Source organism: Flavobacterium defluvii, assembly GCF_900129555.1.
In the GTDB taxonomy this organism is placed as follows: domain Bacteria; phylum Bacteroidota; class Bacteroidia; order Flavobacteriales; family Flavobacteriaceae; genus Flavobacterium; species Flavobacterium defluvii.
In genome coordinates, this window is sequence record NZ_FQWC01000003.1 from 360,919 (window position 1) to 374,632 (window position 13,714).

At 33.2% G+C, this 13,714-nt stretch carries 13 protein-coding genes; 8 read left to right on the forward strand and 5 right to left on the reverse strand.

All coding sequences use genetic code 11. From position 1 onward, the window contains the following. Positions 1–66: 66 nt before the first annotated feature. From BUC29_RS09125 to BUC29_RS09145, 5 genes are all read left to right on the forward strand, one after another. A complete protein-coding gene (locus tag BUC29_RS09125; protein WP_073415494.1) occupies positions 67–1,608 on the forward strand; it encodes a glycine--tRNA ligase in 1,542 nt (513 codons plus the stop codon). 260 nt (positions 1,609–1,868) lie between these two features. Further along, positions 1,869–2,726 carry a LytR/AlgR family response regulator transcription factor gene (locus BUC29_RS09130; protein WP_073415496.1) on the forward strand — a complete coding sequence of 286 codons (858 nt, stop codon included), beginning with the start codon at positions 1,869–1,871 and terminating at the stop codon, positions 2,724–2,726. 174 nt (positions 2,727–2,900) lie between these two features. Then, complete coding sequence (locus BUC29_RS09135) at positions 2,901–3,140, forward strand: hypothetical protein (RefSeq protein ID WP_073415498.1); 240 nt, start codon at positions 2,901–2,903, stop codon at positions 3,138–3,140. 141 nt (positions 3,141–3,281) lie between these two features. Further along, positions 3,282–5,294 (forward strand): tetratricopeptide repeat-containing sensor histidine kinase, encoded by a 2,013-nt coding sequence (locus tag BUC29_RS09140; RefSeq protein WP_073415501.1) that lies wholly within the window; start codon positions 3,282–3,284, stop codon positions 5,292–5,294. Continuing rightward, on the forward strand, positions 5,284–5,982 hold the full coding sequence (locus BUC29_RS09145) for a response regulator (protein ID WP_073415503.1): 699 nt from the start codon (positions 5,284–5,286) through the stop codon (positions 5,980–5,982). Before BUC29_RS09140 ends, BUC29_RS09145 begins: the two co-directional genes overlap by 11 nt. An 88-nt stretch (positions 5,983–6,070) precedes the next feature. Here the strand turns inward: BUC29_RS09145 and thiL are convergent, their stop codons facing one another. Continuing rightward, positions 6,071–7,117 (reverse strand): thiamine-phosphate kinase, encoded by a 1,047-nt coding sequence (thiL, locus tag BUC29_RS09150; RefSeq protein WP_073415505.1) that lies wholly within the window; start codon positions 7,115–7,117, stop codon positions 6,071–6,073. Positions 7,118–7,413: 296 nt separating this feature from the next. On the opposite strand from thiL, the gene BUC29_RS09155 reads away from it, so the two are divergent. Together BUC29_RS09155 and BUC29_RS09160 are read left to right on the forward strand one after the other, a co-directional pair. Then, on the forward strand, positions 7,414–7,893 hold the full coding sequence (locus tag BUC29_RS09155) for a DinB family protein (protein ID WP_073415507.1): 480 nt from the start codon (positions 7,414–7,416) through the stop codon (positions 7,891–7,893). 46 nt (positions 7,894–7,939) lie between these two features. Further along, positions 7,940–8,437, forward strand: coding sequence for a DinB family protein (locus BUC29_RS09160; protein ID WP_073415509.1), 498 nt, complete (start codon positions 7,940–7,942; stop codon positions 8,435–8,437). Positions 8,438–8,477: 40 nt separating this feature from the next. Here the strand turns inward: BUC29_RS09160 and BUC29_RS09165 are convergent, their stop codons facing one another. Beyond that, positions 8,478–9,443 carry a helix-turn-helix transcriptional regulator gene (locus BUC29_RS09165; protein ID WP_073415511.1) on the reverse strand — a complete coding sequence of 322 codons (966 nt, stop codon included), beginning with the start codon at positions 9,441–9,443 and terminating at the stop codon, positions 8,478–8,480. Between the two features lie 262 nt (positions 9,444–9,705). Here BUC29_RS09165 and BUC29_RS09170 point away from each other — a divergent pair, with 262 nt between their 5' ends. Continuing rightward, a complete protein-coding gene (locus BUC29_RS09170) occupies positions 9,706–10,200 on the forward strand; it encodes a hypothetical protein (RefSeq protein ID WP_073415513.1) in 495 nt (164 codons plus the stop codon). Between the two features lie 80 nt (positions 10,201–10,280). Here the strand turns inward: BUC29_RS09170 and lepA are convergent, their stop codons facing one another. The 3 genes from lepA to BUC29_RS09185 form a co-directional block, all read right to left on the reverse strand. Then, positions 10,281–12,077, reverse strand: a complete 1,797-nt coding sequence (gene lepA, locus BUC29_RS09175; RefSeq protein WP_073415515.1) for a translation elongation factor 4 — start codon at positions 12,075–12,077, stop codon at positions 10,281–10,283. Positions 12,078–12,239: 162 nt separating this feature from the next. Next, the gene (locus BUC29_RS09180; RefSeq protein WP_073415517.1) at positions 12,240–12,974 is read right to left on the reverse strand and encodes an NUDIX hydrolase; all 735 of its coding nucleotides are present in this window, start codon (positions 12,972–12,974) and stop codon (positions 12,240–12,242) included. Next, positions 12,974–13,690, reverse strand: coding sequence for an NUDIX hydrolase (locus BUC29_RS09185; RefSeq protein ID WP_073415519.1), 717 nt, complete (start codon positions 13,688–13,690; stop codon positions 12,974–12,976). The genes BUC29_RS09180 and BUC29_RS09185 overlap by 1 nt, the downstream gene beginning before the upstream one ends. Positions 13,691–13,714: the final 24 nt, after the last annotated feature.

The following is a 13,714-nucleotide window of genomic DNA, read 5'->3' on the forward strand; positions in this document are numbered from 1 at the left end:
AATTTGAACTTCAATCTTTTTTATTTTTCTTTTTTTTATAAGTACTTTTTATATTTTTGCATTACTATGGCAAAACAAGAAGATATATTTAAGAATGTGGTTTCGCACGCAAAAGAGTACGGATTTATTTTTCCGTCAAGCGAAGTTTACGACGGTTTAAGTGCAGTATATGATTATGCACAAAACGGTGTCGAATTAAAAAAGAATATCCGTGAATATTGGTGGAAATCAATGGTTCAGATGAATGAAAATATTGTCGGCCTTGATGCTGCAATATTAATGCATCCAACAACCTGGAAAGCTTCAGGCCACGTCGATGCCTTCAATGATCCGTTAATTGATAATAAAGATTCTAAAAAAAGATATAGAGCAGACGTTTTAGTTGAAGATTTTGCTGAAAAAATTCACCAAAAAGCGCAAAAAGAAATTGACAAAGCAAAAGCTCGTTTTGGTGATGCGTTCAACGAACAGGAATTTGTAACTACAAATGCCCGCGTAATTGAATATTTAGCCAGAGAAAGAGAAATCAGAGAGCGTTTAGGACGCTCTTTAGGGAATGGAGATTTAGACGATGTAAAAGCTTTAATCGAAGAGCTTGAAATTGCTGATCCTGAAACTGGGTCTAAAAACTGGACAGATGTTAAGCAGTTTAACTTAATGTTTGGAACTAAATTAGGTGCATCTGCAGAAAATGCAATGGATTTATATTTACGTCCTGAAACAGCGCAGGGTATTTTCGTAAACTTTTTAAATGTTCAGAAATCAGGTCGTATGAAAGTTCCTTTTGGAATTGCTCAAACGGGTAAAGCGTTTAGAAATGAAATCGTTGCAAGACAATTCATTTTCCGTATGCGAGAATTTGAACAAATGGAAATGCAGTTTTTTGTACGTCCGGGAGAAGAAATGAAATGGTACGAGCACTGGAAACAAACGCGTTTAAACTGGCATTTATCTTTAGGATTAGGAAAAGAAAATTACCGTTTTCACGATCACGAAAAATTAGCGCATTACGCAAACGCAGCTGCAGATATTGAATTCAACTTTCCATTCGGTTTCAAAGAATTAGAAGGAATTCACTCTCGTACAGATTTTGACTTAAAAGCGCACGAAGAATATTCAGGAAGAAAACTTCAATATTTTGATCCTGAATTAAACGAAAACTATGTGCCATACGTAGTAGAAACGTCTGTAGGTCTTGATCGTATGTTCTTAGCAGTTTTTGCAACATCATTGCAGGAAGAAACTTTAGAAGATGGTTCTGAAAGAACAGTTCTAAAACTACCGGCAGTTTTAGCACCAACAAAAGCAGCAGTTTTACCATTAGTTAAAAAAGATGGATTACCGGAAATTTCTAAAAAAATCATCGAAGATTTAAAATGGGATTTCAATGTTACTTATGATGAAAAAGATGCTGTAGGTCGTCGTTACAGAAGACAAGATGCATTAGGAACTCCGTTCTGTATTACAGTAGATCATCAAACTCTTGAAGATGAAACAGTAACTATTCGTCACAGAGATACAATGAAACAAGATCGCGTTAAGATATCTGAGTTAAGAGGTATTATTGAAAATGAAGTTTCGATGAAAAACTGGTTGATGAAAATGTAATTTTTAAAATCAACAAGATATAAATCCCAAATTCCGCTGAGGAGTTTGGGATTTTTTTAATTTAAAATAAAATGTATTTTGTCGAATATTTATGCACTTTGTCTGTATATATCAATATTCACTTTTAATATATTAACAATGAAACGTTTAGACGTTTGAATTGCGTAATTTTAATTGGGCATTTATACTTAGATAAATTTAAAAAAAAATTGATGAAGCGATAATTACCGCAAATCCGTAAAAAAACAATAAAACCAGCATTGAAAAAGTATTCGTACATTATTGTTGACAATGACGCCGAAAGTGTTTTGAAAACCAGAATCGTTGCAGAAGGGTTTTCGGAATTGACTTTTATAGCCTCGGCCACGAATTATCTTCAGGGGCTTAATTTGGTTTTAGAACATCGGCCTTCGTTTGTTTTTTTAGAAATTGATTCTGAAGAGACATCCAGCAATTTATCACTTTCATTTATTGGCGAATTATACCGTTATTTAACTGTAATTCCTAAAATCATTATAACAACAACCAGAAAAGATCTGGCTTTTGAAGCGATTCAATACAATGTTTTTGATTACATCATAAAACCTTTAACGCATGTAGATTTAGTAAAAACACTTTTAAAGTTCGAAAAGACATTTCTAGACCCAAAAGAAAAGCAATCTCCGGATATAAAGCCAGAAAATACAACAATGCCGGAAATTCCTGTTTTTAAACAAGAAAATATACCGACCGTTATATTAGATCAAAATATACAGCAGCAAATACAAAAACCGCTTATAATCTGCATAAAATCGTATGGCGATCATCGTTATTTAAACGCTGATGATATTTCGTATTTTCAGGCAGATAATAACTCGACAGATATTTATTTGAATAATGGTGATATGATAACCGCTTTTAAGACATTAAAGCATTTTGAACAGGTTTTAAGTTATCCTTTTATTCGAATTCATAACAGTTATATTATTAATCGAAACTACATTGCAAGAATTCATAACGGAAACTCAGTTTGTTACATAAAAAACTCCACAAAAAAGATTCCTTTTTCGAAAACCTATAAATCAAACGTTGACCTAATTATCGCTGATTTTTCTGCAGGAAATTACTTAGAAGTCTAGTAATTAAGCAATTACATAAATTTGGTATCCATTGACTATCAATTGGGTATGTTTCACCACGAAGCTATTTTTTCATATAGATTTTTTTAGATTAGGGTAGTAGTTTTACACCCAGATTAGCTCACAAAGCAATCAAGACCCCAAATAAAAAAATCAAAATTAAAACATTAAGTTATGAAAAAGACAGCTTTAACATTCGGATTATTTTCTTTAGTAGCAGCAGCAACTTCATTTGCAAACCCAACAACTTCAGCTACTGCTTTCAACGAAGATTCAAATATAGTAATGCCAATTGACGGAGGAGCAACAGGAGGACAAAAGAAACATGATTTTCATCAATCATTAAAAAATGACAAACAATTAGATTTTTCAAGTGTTAATCAATCTATCGGATCTGATAAAAAAGTAGACTAACTACATTTTTAATAAGCATCGAGGCTGCCAATTTTTTGGCAGCTTTTTTTTTGTGTGAATAGTTTTAGTATTTTTGATGAAAACACAAAATCGCAATTGAAAAAAAATTGTAAAATACTATTACTTCTAGTCTTTGTTTTTATGGCTTGTAACCAGAAAACAAGATTAGATAAAAATACAATTTCGTCAGTAGACAGTCTTTCTACCTATCTTTCATTAGCAAATGAAAATAATCTTCCTTTAAATATTAAACAGAAATACAATCAAAAAGCATTAAACATAATTCTAAACCAGAAAGATGATTCGCTTAATAAAGTAAATCTTTTTAGAGTCGCTAATCGTTATTATAATATGAGCGACTGGAAAGATTATTTGCAAACCACTAAGCTGATATTAGACCGGGCTCATAAATCTAAAGATTCTCTGCATATGGCCAAAGCTTATACATATTTGGGCGATTATTATGCATCTCAGTCCATTTCGGATAGTGCGTTTATGAGTTATTATAAAGCAGAAAAACTGTATTTGAAATTGAATGACCATTATAATCTGGCAAAAACATTTTTAAATAAAGCAAGTCTGCAGTATAATGAAGGCGATTTTTTTGAAAGTGAAATAGCCGTTTTTAAAGCTTTAAGCAGTTTGAAAAAACTACAAAAGGCTAATGATCTTTATTATGAAAGTTATAATTTGCTAGGAATATTATATAATGAAAGAGAAGAGTATACAAAAGCCCTCGAATTTCAAAATAAAGCCTTAAAAACGCTGGAAGACAAATCGATACCCTCGATATTTCAGTATAAAGCTGCTTCGTTGAATAATGTAGGCTTTATATATCTGAAAATGGAGAATTATAAACAGGCAAAAGATTTTTTTGAAAAAGGTTTAAAAGAAGATAATCTGTTTGAAGACAGGGCTAGTTTATATGCAATTTTGCTTGATAATCTTGGTTATGCCAAATTCAAACTAAAAGAATCAAATAAATTACCCGATTTGTTTTATGAATCTTTAAAAATACGAGACAGTCTTGATCTTACATCCGGAGTGGTTTCGAGTAAAATACATTTGTCTGAATATTTTGCATTTAAAAGAGATACTTTTAAAGCATTACAATTCTCAAAACAAGCTTTAGCTTTATCCCGAACAAGCAGTAAATTGATTAATACATTAGAAGCACTAAAACAAACCGCTATTGTCGATCCCAAAAATGCTTCTAAATATTCTAAAGAATACATTCAGCTGAATGACAAAATGTTAAAAGCAGAACGTAAAATGGGAGAAAAATTCTCTCGTATAGAATATGAAACCAATGAAATAAAAGATCAAAATTCCAGTTTACAAGAAAAGAATAAAACGCTTATTTATGTTTTTAGTATTTGTACTTTGCTGGGCTTGTTTTTCTATGTCTATAAAACACAGCAGGCAAAAAATCGCGAATTACTTTTTAAACAACAACAGCAAATTGCAAATGAAGATATTTATAATTTGATGATTTCGCAGCAAAATGAAATTGAGTCCACCCGAATCAAAGAAAAGAAAAAAGTGGCGCAGGAATTACACGACGGCGTTCTGGGAAGAATGTTCGGAATTAGAATCAGTTTGGACAGTTTGGATAAAATGGATGAAGAGCAAGCTGCTGCAAAACGAAAAAAATATCTTGCAGAATTAAAACATATCGAAGAAGATATTAGGGAAATTTCTCATGATTTAAATAGAGAAAAATCAGAATTAATAAATAACTTTGTCGTAATTTTAAAAAAACTATTTGATAATCAAAGGAATACATATCCGTCAAAACTCGTGACTTCTTTTGATTCTCATATAAAATGGGATCTTGTAAACAATATGGTCAAAATCAATTTGTACCGAATTGTTCAGGAAGCCCTTCAAAATTGTAATAAATATGCAAAAGCAGATACGATTAAAGTAGAATTTAAAAGCGAAATAGATCATTTGGTTTTGTCTATTATGGATGACGGAATAGGCTTTAATACAAAACGAGCCAAAAACGGAATTGGATTGCATAATATCGAATACAGAGCGGCAGAATGCAAAGGTACAGTTGCTATAAAATCTGCAAAAGGAGAAGGAACACTCCTGATTGTAAAAGTTCCAATAGATCAAAAAATTAATCTACAGACAAATGATACTTAATTTCAAAGCCCCAAATTCGGAATTAATTCAGCCAAATATCTTAATCGTTGATGATCATCCTTTTATCATCGAAGGATATAAAAATGCAATAACACGTTATAATCCTAACGAATATGATTTTATAATAGCACAGGCACACGATTGTAAATCGGCTTATGATTTGCTGGAAGATGAAAATACACCTCAGTTTGAAATTGCTTTTTTGGACATCAGTATGCCGGCTTACGAAGAAAAAAATCTTTTTTCCGGCGAAGATCTGGCAAAACTAATCATGAAAAAAATGCCGTATTGTAAGATTGTATTATTGACAATGTATACAGAACTGCTCAAAATTAAAACAATCATAAGAACAATTAACCCAAACGGATTAATTATTAAAAATGATTTAACTTTTGATGAACTGCTTTTTGCCTTTGATAAAGTAATGAAAAACGAAAAATATTACAGTCAGTCTGTCGTTAAAATGTTAAACCAGTCACCTCATAATTCAATAGAAATCGATGAGTTTGATAAACAAATTTTGTTTCACTTATCAAAAGGAACAGAAGTAACCGAAATGCCTCAATATATTCCGATTTCATTAATCGAAATTGAAAAACGCAGGGGAAGCCTTAAAGAATTACTTAAAATACGTTCTGGTTCTGATGATGATTTGGTAAAAGAAGCCAAAAGCAAAGGACTTTTTTAGATGTGAAATTCCAAAATAAAAAAATTCCAAATTCCAATAACACTATTCGTTTTGGAATTTGGAATTTTTTATTTGAGTTTTTTTAAATTTATTCACTCAAGGCGTCCCATCCGCGTGATTTTAAAGCGATTTTTGTGTTCGCACGGGTTACAAGATGTATTCCTTCATTTTCTTCGGTCATATGGCCAATAATTGAAAAGTTTGGATTTCCTTTAATTTTATCAAAATCATTAATGTCAATCGTAAAAAGGAGTTCATAGTCCTCACCACCATTAATCGCAACGGTTGTACTGTCGATATTAAACTCTTCACAAGTCGAAATAAACTGCGGATCAAGCGGTAGTTTATCTTCATATAAATTACAACCCACTTTTGATTGTTTGCACAAATGAATAATTTCCGAAGATAGTCCGTCAGAAATATCAATCATCGAAGTTGGTTTTATTTCAAGAGCATGCAAAAGCGTACGTGCGTCAGTTCGGGCTTCCGGTTTCAATTGTCTTTCGACCAAATATGTATAAGGATCTAAATCTGGCTGGCTGTTAGGATTTACCTGAAAAACCTGTTTTTCGCGTTCTAAAACCTGCAATCCCATATATGCCGCTCCAATATCTCCGGTTACTACTAATAAATCAGTATGTTTTGCGCCGTTTCTATAAACGATTTCATTTTCATCAGCTTCGCCAATTGCTGTAATGCTGATAATTAACCCTTTTTGAGATGAGGTTGTATCGCCGCCAATAACATCTACTTTATATTCTTTTGCAGCATGTGTAATACCTTCAAATAATTCTTCTAATGCTTCTAACGGAAAACGATTAGAAACTGCAACAGAAACCGTAATTTGAGTTGGTTTTGCATTCATCGCGCAAATATCAGACAGGTTTACTACAACTGCTTTATAACCTAAATGTTTCAATGGCATATAAGCCAAATCAAAATGAACGCCTTCTATTAATAAATCTGTAGAAACAACTGCTTTTTTATCCTTAAAATCAAGAACAGCTGCATCGTCACCAATACTTTTTAAAGTAGATTGTTGTGTGATATTAAAATTTCGTGTTAAGTGGTCAATTAAGCCAAACTCGCCTAATTGTGCTATGCTGGTACGCTGTGGATTTTTATCTTCGATCATTTTTTTCAGTTCCAAAGTTTATGAAGGGCAAAGGTACAAAGGTTTTTTTTAAAGATGCTAAGATTCTGAGGCATGTTTATTTGTAGAGACGCACCGCAGTGCGTCTACGCAAAGAATGGTAATCGTATTGGTTTAAAAAATGGGGTTACGTTATGTGAGACGCACTGCAGTGCGTCTCTACATACGTCTCTACAGCAGGAAAAAAATATTTTTAAAAATATTTTTTTCCTGCTGACAAACTGTTGTCACCAGCCCATTTTACTTTTGAAGTATAGAAATTTTAAAACTTAAAAATCATGAAAACATTAGAAGCACAAGTAATTACTTCAGAAGATTTATTAAAACACTGGCAGGGACACAGAGCATTAACACGTCGGTTAATTGAATTGTTTCCAGAGAAAGATTTCTTCGAATTTTCGATTGGCGGAATGCGTCCTTTTGCAAAATTGATTGATGAACTTTTAGCTATCGCAGTTCCAGGTTTGAAAGGAATTGTAACTAAAGAAACCGCACCATTCTCAGAAGGAGAAGAAAAACTGATTTTTAAAGCGCAATATCTTGAAAAATGGGATGAAGCGACTGCTGAAATCAATGAATACTGGTCACAATTATCAATAGAAGATTTTAGTGAAAACTTTAATCTTTTCGGGCAGTATGAATTCCCAATCATTCAAAATATCTTATATTTTATTGATAATGAAGTACACCACCGCGGACAGGCGTATGTGTATTTAAGAGCTTTAAATATCGAACCGCCATTTTTTTGGGAAAGATAATCTGATAAAATTGTAACTTTATTGAAGAAATGTAAAATTAAGGGCTATGAGTTTAAAAAAGATAATGACCAATTATGCAGATTATAATTTATGGGTAAACCAGCAATTCGTTAATTGGCTTTCACCAAAAGCTGATGAATTACTTTATGCAGAAGTCCCTTCGAGTTTTTCAACTATTGTAAAAACTCTGGATCATATTTGGTCTACAGAAGAATATTGGTTTTCTGTTATTTCTGAAACTGAGATGTCTGAAAAAAAGCCAGAAAATGAATTGTCTAAAGAAGAAATTTTTGCAGGGTTATTAAATTCATCTACAAAATTGAAACATCTTATCAATTCATTATCCGAAGAAGATTTAGTCAAAGAAGTTAAAATCAGCAATCCGTGGTTTGAATGCGAACTGCCAATTTCTGATTATTTAATCCAGGTTATCAATCACGGGACTTATCATCGGGGCCAGATTGTAACAATGGGTCGAAATATAGGAATTACTGATGCCTCAAATACCGATTATAATTTTTACAATGTCGTAAAACAGAAATAAAAACAAAAAACTCCCAAAGATAATCTTCGAGGGAGTTTTTTTATAAAAGCCTTTGTTTGTTGATTTCCAATAATTTCAAAACGTTGGTTTTTAATATTTCAGGTTCCAGAATCTCTGCATAATCACCAAACATTAAAAACCATCGTGGAAATGCATTATTAATATCTCTTGACATAAAAGTCATTTCGATTTTTTCGTCAATTTCTATTTGAGAAATAAAACCATGATATTTTCTCTCAGTTGCTAAATATCTAGCTATTTTGCGGTCAATTAAAATACGAACTTTTGTTGTTGGGAAGGTTTCGGTTTGATTTTTAGTTAAATAGGTTTCCAGAGCATCATGTTCGATCGTAAAATCAACATCAGTTTTTTTTATTCCCTGAATTCTGTCGGTTCTAAACTGCCGATAATCTTTTCTAAGATGGCAGTATCCTAAAAAATACCAGTTATTATTATCATGAAAAACTCCTACAGGCTCGAGATTACGTTGAGTGGTTTCGTCTTTGTCAAAAGTTTTATATGTCAAAAGAATTTGTTTTTTCTCTGCAATTCCCTCAAAAAGAACAGCCAGAGTATTTGGCGAATTATCATTAAACATTGGTTCTGCATCCTGCATGACAATTCTCGATTCGATGTTCGAAAGATAATCTTTGTCGTTGCTTCTCAAAACTGCTTTCAGTTTATACATCGCCGACGCATAATGTGTTCCCAATGAAGGATCGGTAAATTTCTGCATTAGTTTTTCGGCAGCAATAAAACTGCTTACTTCTTCGCGCGTGAACATTACGGGCGGAAGTCTGTAACCTTCCATCAAAGCATAACCAACTCCGGCTTCACTGTAAATAGGAACTCCGGAAGCTTCGAGAGTTCTAATATCTCTGTAAATAGTTCGGAGACTACAGTCAAAACGATCGGCCAATTCCTGTGCTTTTACAATTTTTTTAGATTGTAATTGAATCAGAATGGCAACAATTCGGTCAAATCGTTTTGGGCTTTCGTCGAGCATTTTTTTCTTTTGAGGTTCAGAGGTTCAAAGATACAAAGGTTCAGAGTTTAAATAAATAAGAAGTTTGTTCCAAATTAGGACAGATTTATTGGTTTTTACTGTTGAAGATATACTTTGTGTAGATGTACTGTGGTGTGTCTACGTCCTGTAAATCCACAAACAAATTAAAACCTAATGTTTTTTAATTTTTAAAATATGAAAAAGGTATTTTTGAAAACTATTATAGAAATAAAATATTTATTAAGTTTTAAAAGTAATTTATATGATTGAGAACTACACTTTCAATGAATACGAAAAGAGATTTGAACCTCTTGAAAAAGAATGTACTTATTGCGGAGAAGCAAAAATGGAAAGTATGGATGACTGTTGTTTTGTAGCTCTTTATGCAACTAATGACAGAACAAATCTTATTGTTTACAGATCTGTAAAATACTCAGCAATAACAATTGGAGTACCGCGATGCTCATCTTGTAAAAAAATCCATATCTCAACACAAAGCAAAGCAAATTGGGTTAGTTTGGGAATATCTGCATCTGTTTTAATTTTTATAATTTACTTATTTTTTGGTTTTAATCCTTTCTCAATTGTTTTTGGGCTTTTTGGAATTTTTATCGGAGCGGTTTTGATTGCTCCAAAATTGACCGAAACTTACACAAACAATAATGGAATATATACAATGAAAGATGGTGCAGAAACAAATCAATTCGTTAACGATCTTGTTACGGCTGGCTGGTCTTTTACCAAACCATCAGCATAAAAACAAAAAACCCGATGACTTAATGTCATCGGGTTTTATCTGTAATTCTATTCTCTTTATTCTTTCTTCTAAAATAAAACTTAGTCGTTAAGTTTCAAAACAGCCATAAAAGCCTCTTGTGGAATCTCAACGTTTCCTACCTGACGCATACGTTTTTTACCTTTTTTCTGTTTCTCAAGAAGTTTACGCTTACGCGAAATATCTCCACCGTAACATTTTGCGGTAACGTCTTTACGAAGTGCTTTGATCGTTTCACGAGCGATAATTTTTGCCCCGATTGCAGCCTGAATCGGAATGTCGAATTGCTGTCTTGGAATCAACTCGCGTAATTTTTCAGTCATTTTTTTACCGATATTGTAAGCGTTGTCTTCGTGAATCAATGCAGAAAGTGCATCGACAGTTTGTGCATTTAAAAGAACGTCAAGTTTAACCAGTTTCGAAGTTCTCATTCCGATAGGAGAGTAATCAAAAGAAGCATAACCCTTAGAAACTGTTTTTAAACGATCGTAAAAATCGAATACAATTTCCGCCAAAGGCATATCAAAATTCAACTCAACTCTTTCAGTTGTTAAATACGTTTGATTAGTAATTAAACCACGTTTTTCGATACATAAACTCATTACGTTTCCAACGAAATCAGATTTTGTAATAATAGTAGCTTTTATAAATGGCTCTTCAACTCTGTCAAGTTTTGAAGGTTCAGGTAAATCAGATGGGTTATTTACAACGATTGGCGTTTCTGGGTGTTTCTTAGTATAAGCCAAATACGAAACGTTAGGAACCGTTGTAATTACAGTCATATCAAACTCACGCTCTAAACGTTCCTGGATAATTTCCATGTGAAGCATTCCTAAGAATCCGCAGCGGAAACCAAATCCTAATGCAGCAGAACTTTCAGGAGTAAATACTAACGAAGCGTCATTCAATTGTAATTTTTCCATTGACGAACGTAAATCTTCATAATCTTCAGTATCAACAGGATAAATTCCGGCAAATACCATTGGTTTTACGTCCTCAAAACCCGTAATCATATTCGTAGTCGGAACTTTGGCATCCGTAATTGTATCACCAACTTTTACTTCACGGGCTTCTTTAATTCCGGAAATCAAATAACCAACATCTCCGGCAGAAACCACATTTTTAGGAACCTGATTTAATTTTAAAGTTCCAATTTCATCAGCAAAATATTCATTATCTGTTGCCATGAATTTAATTTTCTGACCTTTTTTGATTTCACCATTTACAACTCTAAAAATTACCTCAATACCACGGAATGGATTATAAACCGAGTCAAAAATCAAAGCCTGTAACGGTTCTTCCGGATTTCCTTTTGGAGCTGGGATTTTTTCGATAATAGCTGCCAAAATATTTTCAACACCAAAACCTGTTTTTCCAGATGCGTGAATAATATCTTCTAATTTGCATCCTAGTAAATCAATAATATCGTCACTAACTTCCTCAGGGTTTGCACTTGGTAAATCTACTTTATTTAAAACCGGAATAATTTCAAGATCATTCTCTAAAGCTAAATACAAGTTCGAAATAGTCTGCGCCTGAATACTTTGTGCCGCATCAACAATCAAAAGCGCACCTTCGCAGGCAGCAATAGATCTCGAAACCTCGTATGAAAAGTCAACGTGACCCGGAGTATCAATTAAGTTCAGAATATATTCTTCACCTTTGTAAGTATACTCCATTTGAATGGCGTGACTTTTAATAGTAATTCCACGCTCGCGCTCCAAGTCCATGTTGTCAAGCAATTGTGCTTTTTCTTCACGTGCCGAAACAGTTTGGGTCGCGCTCAATAATCGGTCAGCCAATGTACTTTTACCGTGGTCAATGTGTGCAATAATGCAAAAATTACGAATCTTCTTCATTTTAATATATCAGTTCTCTAACGAGTTTAAGTATTTTTTGAGATGTAAATTACGCTATAACAATTGTTTCATAGCATTTATTAAGGGGCAAAGATAGCGCAAAGTTTTGGATTCTGGAATGATGTCTGGCTTATAGTTAAACAGCAGGAATCAATTTTTAGTTTAAAACTCAAAATTAAATCCTTTTTCAGTAAGTTTCTTGTAAATTTCGGCATCAAATTTATAGAGCTTTGCGGCTCTGTGCGAAACATCCTGCTGTTTTTCATCTAAAGCAGCTAATAATTTCATATGCAGAATTTTTCTGCGAAAATTTGATTTATCTAACTCAATCCCAAGGATTTCTTCATAAAGATGCATCAGCTGTAATAAAGTAAATTTTTCCGGCAGAAGATTAAAACCAATTGGCGCCTGACGTACGCGGTTTCTAAGCTGCATCAAACTAAAATCTAAAATTTCATTATGATCAAAAATGAGTTCAGGAACTTCTTTAATCTTATACCACTTCGCTTCAATTACCGAATTGCTTGCCTTAATGTTATAATCTTCCCGATTTAGTAATGTATAATATCCAATCGTTATAACTCTTTCGGTTTTTACACGATCAGGATCAGTAAATGCTTTTAGCTGTTCCAGATAAATATTATCAAGACTCGTGAGTTCATACAATATTCGAAGGGCAGCATCATCGACACTTTCTTTAAGTTGTAAATTGCCGCCGAGAAGTCCCCATTTCCCAATACTTTCTCCTTCGGCATGCTGTACTAAAAGAACTTCAAGATTTTTTTTATCAAATGAAAAAATAACACAATCGATACTTATGCCGTCTATAACTACCTTTTTATCAGCGGTTACGACGGTATCCGTTTCAGTAATATGTTTTGGAGATGGAAATGGCATTAAAATTCAAAATTAAATCCTTTTTCAGTAAGTTTCTTGTAAATTTCGGGATCGAACTTGTATAGTTTTGCAGCGCGATGCGAAACATCCTGCTGCTTTTCATCTAAAGCCACTAATAATTTCATATGCAGAATTTTTCTGCGGAAATTAGATTTATCCATTTCAACGCCAAGAATTTCCTCATAAAGTTGCATTAACTGCAATAAAGTAAATTTTTCTGGCAGAAGATTAAAACCAATTGGCGCCTGACGAACACGGTTTCTAAGATTTTTTATACTGTAAGATAAGATTTCATTATGATCGTAAATTAAATCAGGAATAGTATTGATTTTATACCACTTAGCATCAGAAGCCGTAAAACCAGCTTTAATATTATAATCTTCTCTTTTTACAAGAGCATAATATCCTATCGTAATAACGCGTCGAAGCGGAAAACGATCCGGATCTCCAAACGCTTTTAACTGCTCCAGGTATATATTATCAAGTCCCGTAAGTTCATTTAATAAACGATGCGCAGCATCATCAGTACTTTCTCTTTTATAAATCCATCCGCCGGGAAGACCCCATTTTCCTTTACTGATACCTTCTGCGTGCTGGACCAAAAGCACTTCCAGGCTTCCTTCATCAAAACCAAAAATAACGCAGTCAATCGTGATTGCATTCATTGCATTTTGTTCGCTTTTTGCTGCAGAGCCGGCATCTACTTTATTATCCATATGCGAAATAAATTTTGACAAATT